Source organism: Azotobacter salinestris (assembly GCF_009363155.1).
Taxonomy (GTDB): Bacteria; Pseudomonadota; Gammaproteobacteria; order Pseudomonadales; family Pseudomonadaceae; genus Azotobacter; species Azotobacter salinestris.
This window is the reverse complement of record NZ_CP045302.1, coordinates 562,085-578,946: the sequence shown is the minus strand read 5'-3', so window position 1 is coordinate 578,946 and position 16,862 is coordinate 562,085. Positions and strand designations below refer to the sequence as shown.

Sequence of the window (16,862 nt, the reverse complement as noted above, 5' to 3'; positions counted from 1 at the left end):
CATGACAGGCACACAAGAGGGATCGACCGTGAAAGCCGTGTACAAGGGGTTGGGGCTGCTGCTGGTGTTCGGACTGGCGTTCGGCGCCGGCCTCTATCTGTTCGACAGCCGCCTGCCGGAGCCGGCGCAGCCGGCCGCATCCGCCGGGGACAGCGGCAACCGGCTGGTGCGCGACGGCATCGCCGTCGAATTTTCGGTGCAGCCGGTGGATGGCGGCGTGCCGACCGAGGGGATGTTCGCCGATCTGCGTTTCCGGCTGAGCGACGCGGCCAGCGGCCAGCCGCTTGCCGGCCAGGTGCCGGGCGCCTGGCTCGATCCGGCGACCGGCAACGACGATCCGCAGACCGCCTGCCGCAGCCGCATCGGCCTCTATCTCAAGGGCCTGCCGGGGGTGCGCCCGCTGCTCGACCTGACCAGCTACTACCTGCTGATCCTCAACCAGGACCCGAGCATCACGGTGGTCGACCCGCTGACCTCGGTCGGCGGGGTGACCAGCATGCTCACCCGCATTCCGCTGCGCGGCGCGCCCATGGACTGGGTGGCCAGCCCCGCCGAGCGACGCCTGTACGTGTCCATGCCGGAGGCCGGCGAGGTGGCGGTGATCGACGCCGAGCGCTTCCAGGTGCTCGCCGGCATTCCCGCCGGAGAGCGGCCGGTGCGTCTAGCCCTGCAGCCCGACGGCCGCTACCTGTGGGTCGGCAACGATGCGTCCGGGGAGGCCGGCAGCGGGGTGACGGTGATCGACACCGCCACCCTGAAGACGGTGCTGCAGACCGACACCGGCCGCGGCCACCACGAGATCGCCTTCAGCGCCGACTCGCGGCACGCCTTCGTCAGCAGCCGCGAGGCCGGCACCCTGACGGTGTTCGACGTGGCGACCCTCTCCAGGCTGCGCGAGATCCGCAGCGGGCCGCACCCGCTCGGCGTGGCCCTGTCGCCGCTGTCCGGGGCGGTCTACGTCAGCGACGGCGAGGCCGGCACGCTCAGCGTGATCGATGCCAGCAGCCTGGAGATGCGCAAGACGATCCCGGTGGGTCGCGGCATCGGCCCGCTGGCGTTCGCCCCGGACGGCCGCCATGGTTTTGTCCTTAATACCGCGGATAACACGGCGACGGTGATCGATGCGGCCAGCGACGAGGTGGTGCATCGCCTGGAGGTCGCCGCCGAGCCCTACCAGATCGCCTTCACCCGCGCCTTCGCCTACGTGCGCGGGCTGGCCTCGCCGAAGGTGTCGATGATCGACCTGGCCTCGCTGGGCAAGGGCCGCGAGCCGGGCGTGCTCGGCTTCGAGGCAGGACCTGCGGCGCCCAGGCTGGCCGGCAACCTGCCGCTGGCCAGCAGCCTGGCCCCGGCCGGCGACGATGCCGCGCTGTTCGTGGTCAACCCGGTGGACAACACCACCTACTTCTACATGGAGGGCATGAACGCGCCGATGTCCGGCTACCTCAACCGCGGGCACACGGCGCGCGCGGCGACCGTGGTCCCGCGCAGCCTGCGCGAGCTGGAGCCGGGGCTGTTCGGCGCGCGGGTCAGGCTGCCGGCCGCTGGGCGTCTCGACGTCGCCTTCCTGCTCAACCAGCCGCAGATCGCCCACTGCTTCGGACTCGAGGTGCGCGCCGATCCGGAGCGGCAGCGCCGGCGGGCGACGTTGCGGGTCGAGTACCTCGTCGATGGCCACGGCGTCGTCGCCGGCGCGCCCTTCACGCTGCGCTTCCGCCTGCTGCAGGGCGACGCCGACCTGCCCCGGGCCGGCGTGGCGGACCTGCGCGTGCGCTACTTCCTCGCCCCGTCCTCGCAGCCCCGGGAGGTCGCCGCGCAGGAGGTGGGCGAGGGGATCTACGAGGCGCCGGTCGAGCTGGAGCAGGCCGGCGCCTACTACCTGCATGTGGGGGCGGACTCGCTCGGGCTGAAGTTCGGCGATCTGCCCTATCTCGCCTTGCGGGCGCGGCCCGCGGGAGGACGGTGAGCATGCAGCGACTGCAGAGAGGCATCGCCCTGGCGCTCTGCGCCCTGGGCCTGGCTGGCGGCGCCGTGCCGGCTGCGGCAGCGGACGGGCATGCCGGCCACGGGGCGGGGGACATCCGGGCGGAAAGCGCCCGGGTACGCCTCGCCGACGTGGCGCTGCGCGACCAGCACGGCCGTGAGCTGCGCCTGGCCGAGGCGTTGGACGGGCGCATCGTGGTCATGGGCTTCGTCTATACCAGCTGCACCACGGTCTGCCCGGTGATCTCGGCGATCATGCAGAGGGTCCAGGCGCAGCTGGGCGAGCGGGTCGGGCGCGAGCTCGGGCTGCTGTCGATCAGCGTCGACCCGCTGCGCGACACCCCGGCGCGGCTGCTGGAATATTCCCGCACCTACCGCGCCGGTCCCGGCTGGCGCTGGCTGACCGGCGAGGTCGCGGCGGTGGACGAGACCCTCAGGGGGCTCGGCGTCTGGTCGGCGGATTTCGCCAGCCACCCGCCGACCCTGCTGGTCGGCGACGCCCGCAGCGGTCAGTGGACGCGCTATTACGGCTTCACCGACCCGGCCGTGCTGCTGGCGCGGATCGAGGCGCTGGCCGCGGCGCGCAAACACGCCGGACATGCGCATATGGCCGGGCGAACGGTGCAGGAGCAGCGCCCATGAGAACGCTCCTTCGGTTATCTGTAGGAGCGGATTCATCTGCGATCGACCGCCGGCGCAGAGGCATCGCGAACGGATTCGCTCCTGCCAGGGCGATATCGGTCTCGGCTCCTCTCGGCATCGCCCTGGCGCTGTTCGCCGCACTCTCCCTGGCCCACGAAGGCCATACCCCGGCTGCGGGGAGCGGTGCGGCGGCGCAGGAGGTGAAGGGCGGCGTCCCGGATGCGCGCGCCTACTTCACCGACACCCCGCTGCTCGACCAGGACGGCCGCGAGCGGCGCTTCTACAGCGACGTGCTGGCCGGGCGGGTGGTGCTGCTGAACGTGATCTACACCCGCTGCAGCGATGCCTGCCCGCTGATCACCCGCAAGCTGCGCGAGGTGCGCGCGGCCCTCGGCGCGCAGGCCGGCCGAGTGTTCTTCGTCTCCCTCAGCAGCGACCCCGAGCACGACTCGCCCCAGGCGCTCAAGGCCTTCGCCGCCAGACAGGGGGCGGACGACCCCGACTGGGTCTTCCTCACCGGGGAGAAGGCCAACGTGGAGCTGGTCCTCGCCCGGCTCGGCCAGCTCTCGCAAACGCCCGAGGGACACTCGACCCTGCTGATCGCCGGCGACGTGCCGAACAAGCGCTGGAGCAAGATCCGCCCGGATGCCCCGCCCGCCGCCATCGCCCAGCGCCTGCGGCTGCTCGCCGAGCCGGTGGCGGGGCGCCGATGAGGTTCCCGATCGCTCCCGCGCGGGAGCATGGGAGCCATCGCCAACGCGCCTGGCTGCTCGCCACGCTGCTCGGCTGGGCGAGCCTGGCCGGTGCGCTCGAGCTGACGCCCGAGGAGGCTGCCGGCCGGCGCCTGTACCGGGAAGGAATCGGCAGCGGCGAGCGCCCGGTCGAGGCGCGAATCGGCCCGGCCGGCACCTCGCTGCCGGCCGGCGCGGTGCCCTGTGCCGGCTGCCACGGCAGCGACGGGCGCGGCCGCCCGGAAGGCGCGATCCGCCCGCCGGACATCACCTGGCGGCGACTGGCCGCAGCCCGGCCCGCCTACGACGAGGCGAGCCTGGCCCGTGCCTTGGGCGAGGGGCTCGATCCGGCCGGCGCGCGCCTGAATCCGGCGATGCCACGCTTCGTCATGAGCTGGACCGACCTGACCAATCTCACCACCTATCTCAAGCGTCTCGAGGAGGACCGCGACCCCGGCCTGCACGATGGGCGCCTGCGCCTCGGCACCCTGCTGCCATCCTCCGGCCCGCTCGCCGGAGCCGGCCACACCGTCGCCGGGCTGCTGCAGGCGGTGCTCGACGGGCTGAACCGGGTCGGCGGCATCCACGGCCGCCGCCTGGAGCTGGTGATCGCCGACCCCGGTCCGGACCGCGCCTCGGCCGAGGCGGCACTGCGCGACCTGCTCGAGACGCGCGACGTCTTCGCCCTGCTGGCGCCGCTGGCACCGGCGCTGGAGGAGGGCTACGGCGAGCTGCTGGCGCCGTACGGAGTGCCGCTGGTCGGGCCGCTGCCGGGCGCGGGCGGCGAGGGCGACCGGTTGGTCTTCGCGCCGCTGCCGGGACTGCGCGAGCAACTGTTCGCCCTCGCCGAATTCGCTGCCGAATCGCCGGCCGGCAAGGGATTGGCGCTGGTCGCCTATCCGTCGGAAGCCGCAAGGCCGGCCGAGGCGCTGGCGGAGCGTCTGCGGGGGCGCGGCTGGCAGCAGGTGCGTCTGTTTGATTACGGCGCGCAGACGCAGAGCGAGGCGCCGCTGACGGCGGACCTGGAGGCGCTGTTCTTCCTCGGCTCCGGGGAGGCGCTGCTCGCCCTGGGCCATGCGCTGGACGAGGCCGGGCTGGCGCCGCGGCTGTACGCCAGTGCCCAGCAGGTGGCCGGCGCGGCGCTGCGCCTGCCGGCGTCCTTCTCCGGGCGGCTGTTTCTCGCCTATCCGCTGCTGCCGGCGGACGTCAGCCTCGCCGGCGCGCAGGCGCTCGATTCGCTGCGCCGGCGCGCCGGCCTCGATGGGCAGCAGCCGGCGCTGCAGATCGGCGCCTACAGCGCGGCGCTGCTGCTCGCCGAGGGCCTCAAGCGCAGCGGCCGCGACGCCAGTCGCGAACGCCTTGTGGGCGAGCTGGAGAACCTGCACGCCCTGCACACCGGGCTGACCCCGCCCCTGGGCTTCGGTCCGGGGCGGCGGGTGGGGGCGGTGGGGGCGCACATCGTCGGGGTGGATCTGGCCGCCGGGCGTTTCGTCCCCACCGGGCGCTATGTCCGGATCGAGCCCTAGTCGGCGGCATGGCACGCTTCCCGGGCTGCGCGACAGGTCTTGTCCGGGCGCTCATGCAGCTGGCATAGGCCTGCCCCCGCGCTTGCGCCGCTCTGCTCGCCGACTCGCTCTGCACTTCGCTCATGGTGCCGCCCCTGACGCTGCCGGAAGGCGTCTGCCGCCACGCCGCGTATGCGTCCGCTCCCGCGGGACTCGCCGTCCTTTCCCGTTGAGCTCTTCGAGCCTGTTCCCGGCATCTATACTCAAAACGCTTTGGACGAGCGTGCCAGATGCCGCGCCGGGAGGTGGAAAGATGGCAAAGGTCCCGCACGCACTTCGTCACGTCGGGAGAAAAGGCCGTCCATCGAGGGCTGTGGAGCAATCGAATCCCGTGAGCAGAGTGAAGGTCTCGGTCGAGACGTGCCCGGCGGCGCGGCGTCACCGCTGTCGCTTCAGGCGCTTGCGATGTTGAGCTGGCGCTCCCTGGGCGTCGCCTTGCTGATGGCGATGCTGGCAGGGTGCGCTTCTCGGGAGCATCCCCCCAGGCAGCCGCCGGTCGTGGTTTCGGAAAGTACCTGGCGCAAGGTCGATAGCGACATCGTCGCCGCCTCGAAGGAGGCGACAAGGCAGACCACGAATTACGCGCGCGACGTCATGCTGGAATGGATGGGCCTCGTCTACCAGCGCACCGATACGGATTTCATCCCCTGGTTTTCCGGCTACTGGACCCAGCAATGGCTGACCATGAGGGTGGCCTGGTACAGGCTGAACGCAGGAGAGGAAAAAGATCCGGCCGTGGATCGCCTGGCCATCTATCTGCAGGAGCAATACCACGATCGCGTGCTGGAGCCCGTCGCCCGGGAGATCGATCCCGACCGGGTCATGGAAAAGGCGATGAAGTTCTACGTCTGGCTCCTCGGCGAGCTGCTTCGGAAAATCCCGCCGCGCTACGGCGTACCCCTCGATCAATTCGAGCGCCGGCTCAAGGGCATTCCGGCGATCGCACTGGGGCCGCCCCCCACGCATGTCGCTTCGGTCCATCAGATCATCCACAGCGAGCCGATCGACGAGCTGCCGGCTTATGGGGCCCTGATCGCGCGAATCCGCACGACTTCCGGCAGCGCGAGAACCTGGAGATCGGACGCGGACATCTCCCCGGTCGTGCGGCGGACCAGCAAGCGACTGATGACCGAGCTCGCCACCAGCAGTGCCTCGAGCGTTATCTCGATGGCGGTCGGCCGAGCGGTGGGCTCGGTGATTTCCCTGGGCGTGGCGGGTATCAGCGCCATGATGCGCGAGGACGAGCGCCCGGAAATGGAGGCGCTGCTTCGCAAGAGCCTGAACGCCGCCTTCAAGGAAAAATGGTCCGATCTGATGTGGAGCCCCGACACCGGGGTGCTGGCGGGAGTCTATTACCTGTCCGGACAGATCGAGGGAAATCTCGCCAGGAAGCGGGCGCTGTCGAGCCGGTTCGAGCCGGTGCCGCGAAGAGCCCCCATGCCGGGCGGATAGGCCCTTCGATGCCGCAAACGGATGCTCGCCCGCATACCTCCACCAGCGCATCAACGCCCGCACTCGACCCGCTGCAATTCGCCGTCCCGTCCCAGCCGGAACCGCGCGAAGTCCTCCGCCAGAAACAGGCGTCCCCGATACGCAGCCGCGGCCTCGGCACGAATGTCCTCGATGGACAGCCCGCGTTTCGGATCGGCCTGGTAGCGGGCGCTGAAGTGGGTCAGGACCAGGTTGGCGATGCCGGCCGTCTGGGCGAAGGTGGCGACCGCGGCGGCGGTGCTGTGGCCGAAGTCGGCCCTGGCGTCGTTCGCGACGGCCTGGGTGTAGGTGGCCTCGTGGACCAGCACCTGGGCGCTGCGGCAGGCTTCGGCCAGCAGCTCGGGACGGTCGTTGTCGCCGCCGACCACTACGCGGCGGGGCGGGCGGCCGAAGATCAGGTAGTCGTCGCTGCGCAGCGTGCGGCCCTCGTGCTGCACGTCGATGCCGCGGGCCAACTGGCCCCAGAGCGGGCCGCGGGGGATGCCGTGGCGGTCGAGCCTGTCGGTGTCCAGGCGCGGGTCGGGGCGGGCCTCGGTGAAGCTGTAGCCATAGCTGGGCACCCGGTGGGAGAGGGCGACGGCTTCGACGCGCAGGTTGCCGCCCCGCCATTCGCCCAGCGACTCGACGGCATGGAAGTTCAGCTCGAACGCCAGCCAGGTTCGGGTGAGGCGCAGCGTGGTGCGGACCCACTCCTCGATACCGTCCGGGGCGACGATCTCCAGCGGCTCCTTTCTGCCGTGCATGCCGGCGCTGGCCAGCAGACCGGGCAGGCCATAGCAGTGGTCGCCATGGACATGGGTGACGAAGATCGCGCGCAGCTCGTGCAGCGAGAGCGGCGTGCGCAGCACCTGGTGCTGCGTGGCCTCGCCACAGTCCACCAGATGCCAGCCCTTGCCGGTCTCCTCCAGCAGCGCCAGTCCAGTGACGTTGCGGGCCCTGGTGGGGGCCCCCGAGGAGGTGCCGAGAAATATCAGGTCCACGCCTCATGCTCCCGCTGTTGCGTATGGCGCCAGTATGGCGCATGGGATGGGCGAGAGGTTGGGGGCCGGGTGGGAAGAGGCGGGGGCGTCCGGTGCCGCTCCACAGGTTGCCGCGAAGGTGCCTGCGGCCATTTCGCCGCAGGCGAAACAGCCGATTGCCTCGGCAGACCGGCGAAGCAGGGCGTCGTTGCGTTTCGGGACGGAGGGAGGTACCGATCCAGCCGGCCCCGGCGAGTCCCCCGCTCACCGATGCCAAGACTCCCCCGCGCGGGCGCTGCCCGGCCTCAGTGCAGACGGGCGCTGTCAGGCCACAGGTCGCGAAACTCTGCGGGAAACATGCTGGCCACCTTGGCTATTTCGTGCGGATCCATATGGCGCGCCATGACCTCAAGAACCGCCTTGGCCGCCTTTTCGGAATCGACGCTGAGATGGGTGACCGCGCCCTGGATCCTGGCCAGGAATGCCTCGCGGCTACGCTCCTTGCTCGGCTCGGCCGCCGGATGGAAGCCATCGTAGAAGACACCGCGGATCAGGACCGGCAACTGCGCCGCCAGATGCGCCGCGTTATCCACGCCGATCCGGTCGCGCACACACATCAGCACGGCGCGCAGCGCCTGATAGGCGGTTTCCTTGTCGTCGGTTTCCAGCAGCTGGGTCACTTCGTCGAGCCAGATATTGGTCTGCTGGACGGTCTTGCTCAGCACATCGACCTGCCTGGGCATGGCCTTGCCTCCTCTTCTCGGGTGGATGGGTAAACGAATGGACCCGAGGGCTGTCGCATCGTCCCGGCGAAGCGGAGTCGATCCGATGAGCTGCAATGGGCGCGGCAAGGCCACGCCGGTCGGCGGCCCGGAACCTGCCCGTCGCCGGCGAGTCTCCTGCCTGTAGCTGTCGCAATCCGCCACCATTCTTTCGCGAGGCGCCCCGATGCCTTGGTCCGCCAGGGACATGCTGCAGCGGTTCACCCGGCGCTCCTCCGAGGCGCACCGGAGTGCCATTGCGCCGGTGCTGCGCCGCCACGCCGAGGTGCTGCCGGCCCCGGACAGCGCCGGATTCGGCGAGCTGTTCGACCGCTACGGCGAGGCCCGTGTCGTGCTGATCGGCGAGGCGAGCCACGGGACCAGCGACTTCTACCGGGCCCGCGCCGCCATCACCCGGCGTCTGATCGAGCGTCACGGCTTCGATATCGTCGCCGCGGAGGCCGACTGGCCGGATGCGGGGCGGATCGACCGCCATGTGCGCGGACTCGGCCCGTCGGCCTGGAAGAGGCAGGCCTTCACGCGCTTTCCCACCTGGATGTGGCGCAATACCGACGTGGAGGCCTTCGTCCGCTGGCTGCGGGCTCACAACCAGGCCCTGGCGCCGGAACGGCGCGTGGAATTCCGCGGGCTGGACGTGTACAGCCTGAGCAATTCCATCCACGAGGTGCTGCGCTACCTGGAGCGTGCCGATCCGGAGCTGGCGCGAAAGGCGCGCGAGCGCTACGGGTGTTTTTCCCCCTGGCAGGACGATCCGGCGGTCTACGGCCATCTGGTCGAGCGCGCCGGCAAGGCTTCCTGCGAGGAGGCCGTGGTCAAGCAGTTGAACAGCCTGCTGGCCAGGCGCCTGAAGCGCCTGGCCGCCGACGGCGAAGCCTTCTTCAGCGCGACGCAGAACGCCCGCGTGGTGCGCGCCGCCGAGCAGTACTACCGCGCCATGTACCACGGCCGTGCGGAGTCCTGGAACCTGCGCGACCGGCACATGTTCGACACCCTGCAGGCCCTGCTCGAGCACCGCGGCCCCGGGGCGAAGGCGGTGGTCTGGGCGCACAACTCGCACATCGGCGACGCGACCGCCACGGCCATGGGCTGGGGCGGACGCTTCAACCTCGGCCAGCTATGCCGCACGGCCCTCGGCCGGGACGCGGTGCTCATCGGCATGGGCACCGACCGCGGCCAGGTCGCCGCTGCCGACCACTGGGACGGCCGGATGCACATCCAGGACGTGCTTCCTTGCCGCGAGGACAGCTGGGAACGGCAGTTCCTGCGCGCTGGGATTCCCGCCTCGCTGACCGACTGGCGCGCGCCGGAGCGCGGGGAGCTGCGCGAGGCCCTGTCCGAGCCGCTGCTGGAGCGGGCGATCGGGGTGATCTACCGACCGCAGACCGAGCGGCAGAGCCACTACTCCCTGGCCGTGCTGGCCGAGCAGTTCGATGCGTACGTCTGGATCGAGGAAACCCGTGCCGTGACGCCCCTGCCCGCCGGAAGGAGCACCGAGCGGGAGGACGACACCTATCCCTTCGGACTCTGAGCACGGGCGCCGCCCTCCATCCCGGGGCCGGCGGCGAGCGGCTCCCCGACCCCGTTCGCGAAGACCCGGGCCATGGGGTGCCGCAACCTCGCCCAGGGGGCGCCGTTCCCGGCTCGCAAGACCGCTCCAGCGGCTGGCCTTCTGACACGCGCGGCTCTCGGCCATCCCCCGCAATGGGGGGAGCGCGCTGTTTCCCCGAAACTGGGGAACCGGGGAATTTAAAAAATTTCCGTAAAATCAATTAGATATAAATATATCAAGACTGGCGCGAGCTGTGCATGTGCCGAATCGGTACGCGTTTTCGCGATTCGGGAATGGGCACGATCTCTGGAACGGGAGTCAGTCGTCGTGGCGATCAGGAAAGTCTTGCTTGTCGAGGATGAACCGGTCCTGGCGGAAAACCTCAGGGCTTATCTCGAAACGAGGCGCTGCGAGGTGCGCGTCGCCCACGACGGGGCCAGCGCCCTGGCCCTGGCGGCGAGCTTCGGGCCGGACATCCTGGTCCTCGACTACTGTTTGCCGGACATGGACGCCTTCCAGCTGCTCGATACCCTGCACGGCCGCTACCACGGCGAGCGGGTGTTGATGACCGGTCACCCGAGCGGGGCGATCTGCGACGACGCGGCGCACCGCGGCATCGTGAACATCCTGCTCAAGCCCTTTCCGCTGGCCGATCTGGGGCGGGTGGTGTGCAAGCCGCAGGTGGCGCGCCGGCTGGGCGGCGACTAGCGCCGTCGGCGCGATGGTGTTGAACGAGGAGAGTCGTATGGACAGTCTTTCTCCAGGGAGCGCGGCCGGCGGCGATGGGCCGGCCACGGAGACGGCGGGCGAGGCCCGCTTCGCGGCGCCGCTGCTGCGCGAGGCCCGCGAGCGAGCGGCGAGCGGCGGCGGGCGGGTACTCGAGGCGCTGGAGGCACTGGCCGGGCTGGCGCCTGAGGAGTTCGTCCGCCGCCTGGGGGCGACCCTGCATTATCCGGTGCTGGACGGCGAGACGCTGTTCGCCAGCCGCCCGGCGTTCGAGCGGCTGGCGCTGGCCCAGGCGCTCAAGCGCGAGTTCGCCGTGGTCCGCCTGGACGAGCGCGAGGTCGGGGTGTTCGCCGATCCCTTCGACGACGACCGCCTGGCCTGGATCGACGCCTGCCTGGAGGGCGCGCCGCTGTACCTGGTGCATCCGGCCGATCTGGCCGGCTACCTGGCGCGCCACGAGGAGGCCTTCCAGGCCGTCGAGTCGCTGGGCGCCGACGCCGCCGGCTCGGTCGAGGCCGAGACGGTGGAGAACCTGTCGCTGGCGCGGATCAGCGAGGACTCCAGCGTGGTGGTCAAGCTGGTCAATTCGACCCTCTACGACGCGCTGAAGATGCACGCCAGCGACATCCACCTGGGCATGACCGGCAACGGCCTGGTGATCAAGTACCGCATCGACGGGGTGCTCAACTCCATCGGCCGGGTGCAGGGTAGCGAGATCGCCGACCAGGTGATCTCGCGGATCAAGGTGATGGCCGAACTGGACATCGGCGAGAAGCGGGTGCCCCAGGACGGCCGTTTCAAGGTCGGCATCCACGGCCGGCAGATCGACTTCCGGGTGTCGATCATGCCGAGCATCTTCGGCGAGGACGCGGTGCTGCGGGTGCTCGACAAGCAGGATCTGGCCGACCGCGTCAGCGGCGTCAGCCTGGAGGCGCTGGGCTTCGAGGAGGCGACCCTGCGCAGCCTGCGCCGGCTGGCCGCCGAGCCCTACGGCATGGTGCTGGTGACCGGCCCCACCGGCAGCGGCAAGACCACCACCCTGTACGCGATGATCACCGAGATCAACCACGGGGTGGACAAGATCATCACCATCGAGGACCCGGTGGAATACCAACTGCCCGGGGTGCTGCAGATCCCGGTCAACGAGAAGAAGGGCCTGACCTTCGCCCGCGGCCTGCGCTCGATCCTGCGCCACGATCCGGACAAGATCATGGTCGGCGAGATCCGCGACCCGGAGACCGCGCAGATCGCCGTGCAGTCGGCGCTCACCGGCCACCTGGTGTTCACCACCATCCACGCCAACAACGTGTTCGACGTGATCGGCCGTTTCGTGCAGATGGAGGTCGATCCCTACAGCTTCGTCTCCGCGCTCAACGCGGTGCTCGCCCAGCGCCTGGTGCGCCTGGTCTGCCCGGACTGCGCCGCGCCCGTCGCGCCGAGCGAGGAGGAGCTCCTGACTTCCGGGCTGGACCCGGCCGGAGTCGGCGATTTCCGCTTCGTCCAGGGCAGCGGCTGCGGGCGCTGCCGCGGCTCGGGCTATCGCGGGCGCAAGGCGATCGCCGAGCTCTTGCTGCTCGACGACGAGATCCGCCAGATGATCGTCGAGCGCCAGCCCATCTCGCAGATCAAGGAACTGGCCCGCCGCCGCGGGCTGCGCCTGTTGCGCAGCTCGGCGGTGGAACTGGTGCGCAGCGGAAGGACCACCCTGGAGGAGATCAACCGTGTCACTTTCGTGGGCTGAACGGCGCATCGCCGTGCTCGGCGCCACGCGCCTGGCGCTGTTCCGACGGCGCCGCGGCGGGCTGGAGCTGCTCGGCGGCGCCGAGTACGGCCAGGCCGAGGGGCCGGCCTGGAGCGGTGCGGCACAGGCGCTGGAGCGTCTTCTCGGCGAGCTGGGCCGCGGGCGCGGCAGCCTGCCCCTGGTGCTGTCGAGCCGCTTCGTGCGTTTCGCGCTGATTCCCTGGAGCGACGGCATCGGTACGCCGGAGGAGCTCGAGGCCTATGCGCGCTTCCGCTTCCAGGAGATCTACGGCGCGCTCGCCGACGACTGGCTGCTGCGCCTGTCGCCGGCGCCGGCCGGCCAGCCGCGGCTGGCGGCGGCCATCGAACGGGGGCTGCTGGAGCGCCTGCAGCTCGCGCTGCAGGGCGCCGGGCTGCGCCTCTCCTCGGTGCAGCCCTACCTGATGGCGGCCTTCAACCGTTTCGCCGGGAAGCTGCCGGCGGACGACTTCCTCTTCGTGCTCGCCGAGCCGGGGCGCAGCAGTCTGCTGCTGGCCCGGGATGGAGCCTGGGTCTGTGTGCGCTCGGTGAGCGATGGCGGGGACGATGCGGCGCTGCTCGCACTGGTCGAGCGGGAAAGCGGGCTGCAGGGGCTGGAGGGCGCGGCGCGCTACCTGCATGCGCCGGGTCGCACGGCACCGCCGCCGGCCGGGCTGCAGGCCCTGGAACTGCCGCGGACATCGGTGGATACCCTGCAGGCCATGGCCATGACGGTGAATTGAGATGCGTCCGCTCGAACTCGATTTTCAGCGCCGCTCCATCGCCAGCCCGCTCGGCTGGGTGCTGCTGGCCACCGGCCTGCTTCTAGCCGGAGCGCTCTGGGCAGTGCAGCAGCGGCTCGATGCGGACCGGGCGCAGGCCGTGCAGGAGCTCGCCCGGCTGCAGCCGGAGCAGGGCGGCGAGGTCCGCCAGGCGCCGCTGTCGAAGGCCGAGAGCCTGGCCCAGCAGGCCAGCCTGGCGGAAATGCGCCGGGTCTCGGCGGCGCTGAACCTCCCGTGGAACGGGCTGTTCGCCACCCTGGAGGCGTTGCCGCTCAAGGACGTCGCCCTGCTTGCCCTGGCCCCGGATGCGCGCAAGCGGCTGCTGCGCATCACCGCCGAGGCGCGCAATCTGGAGGCGATGCTGGAGTTCCATCAGCGCCTCGAGGACAGCGACGGTTTGAGCGACGTGTCCCTGCTCGATCACGAGGTGCTCGTCCAGGTGGCGGAGCGGCCGATCCGCTTCAATCTGCTGGCGACCTGGGAGGTGCCGGATGGGCGTCCATAGGCTGATTCTCCGCGAGCGGCTCCGGCGGCTGGGCTGGCCGGGTGCCGTCGGCGCCGCGCTGCTGGTGCTGGCCACGGCCCATGGGCTGCTGGGCCTGTGGCCGGCCTGGCAGGAGCGCGAGGCGCTGGCCGGGCGCATCGTCGAAGCCCGCGAGCGTCAGGTGCGGATCGAGCGCGGCGTCGAGCTGCCGCCCCAGGGACCGGGCCAGCAACTGGCCGACTTCCATCGCCAGCTGCCGGCGCAACCGGCGGCGACCGCCACCATCGACCGCATCTATGCGGCGGCCCGGGCGGAGAACCTGTCGCTGGCCCGTGGCGAGTATTCCCTCGGCATCGACCCGAAAACCCGCCTGGCGCGCTACCGCATCCTCCTGCCGGTGCGCGCCGGCTATCCGCAGCTGCGCCGCTTCCTGCACAGCCTGCTGGCCGAGGTGCCGGCGCTGGTGCTGGAGGATGTCGAGTTCAAGCGCAAGGAAATCCATCAGACCGAACTCGACGGGCGCATTCGCATGACTCTCTATCTGTCGAGGTGGTGATGGAAAGGCGACGGCTGCTGGGCTGGCTGGCGTTTCTCGGCGGCGCGGGGCTGCTGGCGCTGCTGCCCGAGTTCTTCCCGCAGGAGGAGGAGCTCCTGCCGGTGGTGACCCACAGCGGCGGGCCGGCCGCGAAGCCGGAGGTGCGCTCCGGCTCCGAGGTTCAGGCGCAGATGCGCAGGCTGCAGAGCGGGCCGACGAGCCGGGCGGTGCCGCAGGCGGATCTGTTCGCCGCGCGCAGCTGGCGAGCGCCGCCGCCGCGCCGTCCGCTCGGGGAGGGGCCGCCGCTGGCGGTCGCGCCGCTGCCGCCGTCTGCGCCGGAGGCGCCGCCCTTGCCCTTCGAATTCATCGGGAGGCTGGACGACAGCGTCAGCCTCAGGGTCTTTCTGCTGCGCGACGACCGCGTGCACACGGTGCAGGCCGGCGACGTGATCGACGGAACCTACCGGGTGGAGAAGATCGCCGGCGACGAGCTGACCCTCGTCTATCTGCCACTCAACCAGACCCAGTCGCTGTCCGTGGGGGACCGTCCATGACCATCGCAATGCGCAAGGATGCACGCGGCTTCTGCCTGCCGCTGTTGCTGGGCGGCCTGCTGCTGGCCGGCTGTGCCGGACAGCCTGCCAGGGAGGGCATCGCCCTGATCGACCAGGGGCGTTACGAGGAGGGGCTGGCGCAGCTCGCCGAAGCGGCACACCGGGCCCCGCACGACACCAATGTACAGATCGCCCTGACCACCCAGCGGGCGCTGGTGGTCACCAAGCTGCTGACCCAGGCCGAGCAGGCGCGCACCGCGCGCAACAACGAGGCCGCGCAGGTTGCCTTCCAGCGGGTGCTGGCCATCGAGCCGGGCAATGCCCGGGCCACCGAGGGGATGCGCCAGATCGTCCAGCTGCGCAACGTCGCCGAACAGTACCGCCAGGCCGAGCTGGCCCTGGCTCGCGGCGATCTGGTCGGGGCCGAGCGGCTGGTGCGCTCGATCCTCACCCTGGAGCCGCGGCACGAGGGCGCGCTGGCCTTGCAGGCGGGCATCGAGGGCACCCGCGCGCAGACCGCCGTCACCTATCCGCAGCTGCGCTCCAGGCTGCAGAAGCCGGTGAGCCTGGAGTTCCGCGAGGCCAACCTGAAGCTGGTGTTCGAGGTGCTGGCGCAGACTGCAGGCATGAACTTCATCTTCGACCAGGACGTGCGCCCGGACCTCAAGGCGACCATCTACGTCCGCCAGGTGGCCATCGAGGATGCGGTCGACCTGCTGCTGCAGCAGAGCCAGCTGAAGCAGAAGGTGGTCAACGACAACACCATCCTGATCTATCCGAACACCCCACAGAAGCTCAAGGACTACCAGGAGCTGGTGCTGAAGACCTTCTACCTGACCAATATCGATGCCAACACCGCGCTGAACATGGTCAAGACCCTTCTCAAGACCCGCGACGTGTTCGTCGACGAGCGCCTCAACACCCTGACCATGCGCGACACGCCGGATGCGGTGCACCTGGCCGAGCGGTTGTTCCAGGCCCAGGATCAGGCCAATCCCGAGGTGGTGCTGGAGCTGGAGGTGATGGAGGTCTCGCGCAAGCGCATCCTCGATCTCGGTCTGCAATGGCCGAATACCTTCGGCATCCTCACCGAGGACGGCGGCGACGTGAGCATTCTCAGCCAGTTGCGCGGAATCAACTCTGACCGCATTTCGATCAATGGAGCGCCGAAGCTGAAGATCAACGCCAACGACAGCGACATCAACACCTTGGCCAGCCCGGTGCTGCGGGTCAGCAACCGCGAGCAGGCGCGCATCCACATCGGCGAGCGGGTGCCGGTGGTCAGCGCCACCTCGACCCCCTCGACCCAGGGCCCGGTGATCACCGAGAGCATCACCTACCTGGATGTGGGCCTGAAGCTGGAGGTCGAGCCGACCATCCACCTGAACGACGAAGTCGCCATCAAGGTGGGGCTGGAGGTGAGCAACGCGACCCAGCTGGCACGCACGGAAGCGGGGACCATCCCGATCCAGGTGGACACCCGCAACGCGGTCACCACCCTGCGCCTGCGCGACGGCGAAACCCAGGTGCTGGCCGGCCTGATGCGCAACGACCAGGGCAAGTCGGGCGACCGCATTCCCGGGCTGGGCGACATTCCCGGCATCGGCCGGCTGTTCGGCAGCAACAAGGACACCCTGAGCAAGTCCGAGCTGGTGCTGTCGATCACTCCGCGCATCGTCCGCAACCTGCCGTACCAGAGCCCCTACGACATGGAGTTCGAGTCCGGCACCGAGACCAGCCTGCGCCTGCGTCCGGCCGCGCTGCCCCGCGAGGGCGACCTCAGCCAGCGGCCGCCGAAGAAGCCCGTGCCGCTGGCCGCCGCCGAGGTCGAGCGGCGATGAGCGGCGGGCCGGGGCGGGCGCGCGGCTTCTCGCTGCTGGAGCTGGTGATCGCCCTGGCGATCCTCGGGCTGCTGGTCGGCATGGCTGCGCCGCTGACCGAGACGGTGATCCGCCGCGGCAAGGAGCAGGAGCTGAAAACCGCGCTGTACCGCATCCGCGACGCCATCGACGCCTACAAGCAGGCGGCCGACGCCGGCTTCATCGAAAAATCCGCCCTGGGCAGCGGCTATCCGCCTTCGCTGGAGGTGTTGGTGGAGGGCGTGCGCGACCTGCGCAACCCGTCGGGGAGCAAGCTGTATTTCCTCCGGCGGATTCCCCGCGATCCCTTCGCCGAGCCGGGCGTGAGCGCGCTGGAGAGCTGGGGGCTGCGCAGCTACGACAGTTCCGCGGAGCGCCCGCAGGCCGGCGAGGACGTCTTCGACGTTTATTCGCTGTCCGAAGGCCGCGGACTCAACGGCATTCCGTACCGGGAGTGGTAGT

Annotated in this window: 16 protein-coding genes; 14 read left to right on the top strand and 2 right to left on the bottom strand. The window is 70.3% G+C overall.

The features are described 5' to 3' along the window. The first annotated feature begins 28 nt into the window (after nucleotides 1-28). From GCU53_RS02710 to GCU53_RS02690, 5 genes are all read left to right on the top strand, one after another. Nucleotides 29-1,966, top strand: a complete 1,938-nt coding sequence (locus GCU53_RS02710; protein ID WP_244307015.1) for a cytochrome D1 domain-containing protein — start codon at nucleotides 29-31, stop codon at nucleotides 1,964-1,966. Nucleotides 1,967-1,968: 2 nt separating this feature from the next. After that, nucleotides 1,969-2,625: an SCO family protein gene (locus GCU53_RS02705; protein WP_152386253.1), complete on the top strand. Its 657-nt coding sequence runs from the start codon at nucleotides 1,969-1,971 to the stop codon at nucleotides 2,623-2,625. After that, entirely contained in the window at nucleotides 2,622-3,338 is a 717-nt protein-coding gene (locus GCU53_RS02700; RefSeq protein WP_152386252.1) for an SCO family protein, read from the top strand. The genes GCU53_RS02705 and GCU53_RS02700 overlap by 4 nt, the downstream gene beginning before the upstream one ends. Continuing rightward, on the top strand, nucleotides 3,335-4,882 hold the full coding sequence (locus GCU53_RS02695; protein ID WP_152386251.1) for a cytochrome c/ABC transporter substrate-binding protein: 1,548 nt from the start codon (nucleotides 3,335-3,337) through the stop codon (nucleotides 4,880-4,882). Before GCU53_RS02700 ends, GCU53_RS02695 begins: the two co-directional genes overlap by 4 nt. Before the next feature lie 444 nt (nucleotides 4,883-5,326). Further along, a complete protein-coding gene (locus tag GCU53_RS02690; RefSeq protein ID WP_152386250.1) occupies nucleotides 5,327-6,373 on the top strand; it encodes a hypothetical protein in 1,047 nt (348 codons plus the stop codon). A 50-nt stretch (nucleotides 6,374-6,423) separates the two neighbouring features. On the opposite strand, the gene GCU53_RS02685 is transcribed toward GCU53_RS02690, so the two are convergent. After that, nucleotides 6,424-7,392: a ribonuclease Z gene (locus GCU53_RS02685; RefSeq protein WP_152386249.1), complete on the bottom strand. Its 969-nt coding sequence runs from the start codon at nucleotides 7,390-7,392 to the stop codon at nucleotides 6,424-6,426. 284 nt (nucleotides 7,393-7,676) lie between these two features. Continuing rightward, entirely contained in the window at nucleotides 7,677-8,114 is a 438-nt protein-coding gene (locus GCU53_RS02680; protein WP_152386248.1) for a DUF2267 domain-containing protein, read from the bottom strand. A gap of 226 nt (nucleotides 8,115-8,340) precedes the next feature. On the opposite strand from GCU53_RS02680, the gene GCU53_RS02675 reads away from it, so the two are divergent. The 9 genes from GCU53_RS02675 (at nucleotide 8,341) to GCU53_RS02635 (ending at nucleotide 16,861) form a co-directional block, all read left to right on the top strand. After that, the gene (locus GCU53_RS02675; protein WP_425278170.1) at nucleotides 8,341-9,681 is read left to right on the top strand and encodes an erythromycin esterase family protein; all 1,341 of its coding nucleotides are present in this window, start codon (nucleotides 8,341-8,343) and stop codon (nucleotides 9,679-9,681) included. 348 nt (nucleotides 9,682-10,029) lie between these two features. Continuing rightward, nucleotides 10,030-10,410, top strand: a complete 381-nt coding sequence (locus tag GCU53_RS02670) for a response regulator (RefSeq protein WP_152386246.1) — start codon at nucleotides 10,030-10,032, stop codon at nucleotides 10,408-10,410. Nucleotides 10,411-10,447: 37 nt separating this feature from the next. Continuing rightward, the gene (locus GCU53_RS02665) at nucleotides 10,448-12,169 is read left to right on the top strand and encodes a GspE/PulE family protein (RefSeq protein WP_152386245.1); all 1,722 of its coding nucleotides are present in this window, start codon (nucleotides 10,448-10,450) and stop codon (nucleotides 12,167-12,169) included. Then, nucleotides 12,150-12,929: a hypothetical protein gene (locus GCU53_RS02660; RefSeq protein WP_244307013.1), complete on the top strand. Its 780-nt coding sequence runs from the start codon at nucleotides 12,150-12,152 to the stop codon at nucleotides 12,927-12,929. Before GCU53_RS02665 ends, GCU53_RS02660 begins: the two co-directional genes overlap by 20 nt. A 1-nt stretch (nucleotide 12,930) precedes the next feature. After that, nucleotides 12,931-13,473 (top strand): pilus assembly protein, encoded by a 543-nt coding sequence (locus GCU53_RS02655; RefSeq protein WP_152386244.1) that lies wholly within the window; start codon nucleotides 12,931-12,933, stop codon nucleotides 13,471-13,473. Further along, nucleotides 13,460-14,008: a GspMb/PilO family protein gene (locus tag GCU53_RS02650; protein ID WP_152386243.1), complete on the top strand. Its 549-nt coding sequence runs from the start codon at nucleotides 13,460-13,462 to the stop codon at nucleotides 14,006-14,008. The genes GCU53_RS02655 and GCU53_RS02650 overlap by 14 nt, the downstream gene beginning before the upstream one ends. After that, the gene (locus GCU53_RS02645) at nucleotides 14,008-14,541 is read left to right on the top strand and encodes a hypothetical protein (protein ID WP_152386242.1); all 534 of its coding nucleotides are present in this window, start codon (nucleotides 14,008-14,010) and stop codon (nucleotides 14,539-14,541) included. The genes GCU53_RS02650 and GCU53_RS02645 overlap by 1 nt, the downstream gene beginning before the upstream one ends. Continuing rightward, complete coding sequence (locus GCU53_RS02640; RefSeq protein WP_152386241.1) at nucleotides 14,538-16,382, top strand: secretin N-terminal domain-containing protein; 1,845 nt, start codon at nucleotides 14,538-14,540, stop codon at nucleotides 16,380-16,382. Before GCU53_RS02645 ends, GCU53_RS02640 begins: the two co-directional genes overlap by 4 nt. Continuing rightward, entirely contained in the window at nucleotides 16,379-16,861 is a 483-nt protein-coding gene (locus tag GCU53_RS02635; RefSeq protein ID WP_152386240.1) for a type II secretion system protein, read from the top strand. Before GCU53_RS02640 ends, GCU53_RS02635 begins: the two co-directional genes overlap by 4 nt. Nucleotide 16,862 lies beyond the last annotated feature (1 nt).

Excerpts from the sequence above, each read along its gene's own strand:
- GCU53_RS02705 (WP_152386253.1), top strand. The coding sequence starts at position 1,969 with ATGCAGCGACTGCAGAGAGGCATCGCCCTGGCGCTCTGCGCCCTGGGC.
- GCU53_RS02700 (WP_152386252.1), top strand. The coding sequence starts at position 2,622 with ATGAGAACGCTCCTTCGGTTATCTGTAGGAGCGGATTCATCTGCGATC.
- GCU53_RS02695 (WP_152386251.1), top strand. The coding sequence starts at position 3,335 with ATGAGGTTCCCGATCGCTCCCGCGCGGGAGCATGGGAGCCATCGCCAA.
- GCU53_RS02690 (WP_152386250.1), top strand. The coding sequence starts at position 5,327 with ATGTTGAGCTGGCGCTCCCTGGGCGTCGCCTTGCTGATGGCGATGCTG.
- GCU53_RS02680 (WP_152386248.1), bottom strand. The coding sequence starts at position 8,114 with ATGCCCAGGCAGGTCGATGTGCTGAGCAAGACCGTCCAGCAGACCAAT.
- GCU53_RS02675 (WP_425278170.1), top strand. The coding sequence starts at position 8,341 with ATGCTGCAGCGGTTCACCCGGCGCTCCTCCGAGGCGCACCGGAGTGCC.
- GCU53_RS02665 (WP_152386245.1), top strand. The coding sequence starts at position 10,448 with ATGGACAGTCTTTCTCCAGGGAGCGCGGCCGGCGGCGATGGGCCGGCC.
- GCU53_RS02655 (WP_152386244.1), top strand. The coding sequence starts at position 12,931 with ATGCGTCCGCTCGAACTCGATTTTCAGCGCCGCTCCATCGCCAGCCCG.
- GCU53_RS02650 (WP_152386243.1), top strand. The coding sequence starts at position 13,460 with ATGGGCGTCCATAGGCTGATTCTCCGCGAGCGGCTCCGGCGGCTGGGC.
- GCU53_RS02645 (WP_152386242.1), top strand. The coding sequence starts at position 14,008 with ATGGAAAGGCGACGGCTGCTGGGCTGGCTGGCGTTTCTCGGCGGCGCG.
- GCU53_RS02640 (WP_152386241.1), top strand. The coding sequence starts at position 14,538 with ATGACCATCGCAATGCGCAAGGATGCACGCGGCTTCTGCCTGCCGCTG.
- GCU53_RS02635 (WP_152386240.1), top strand. The coding sequence starts at position 16,379 with ATGAGCGGCGGGCCGGGGCGGGCGCGCGGCTTCTCGCTGCTGGAGCTG.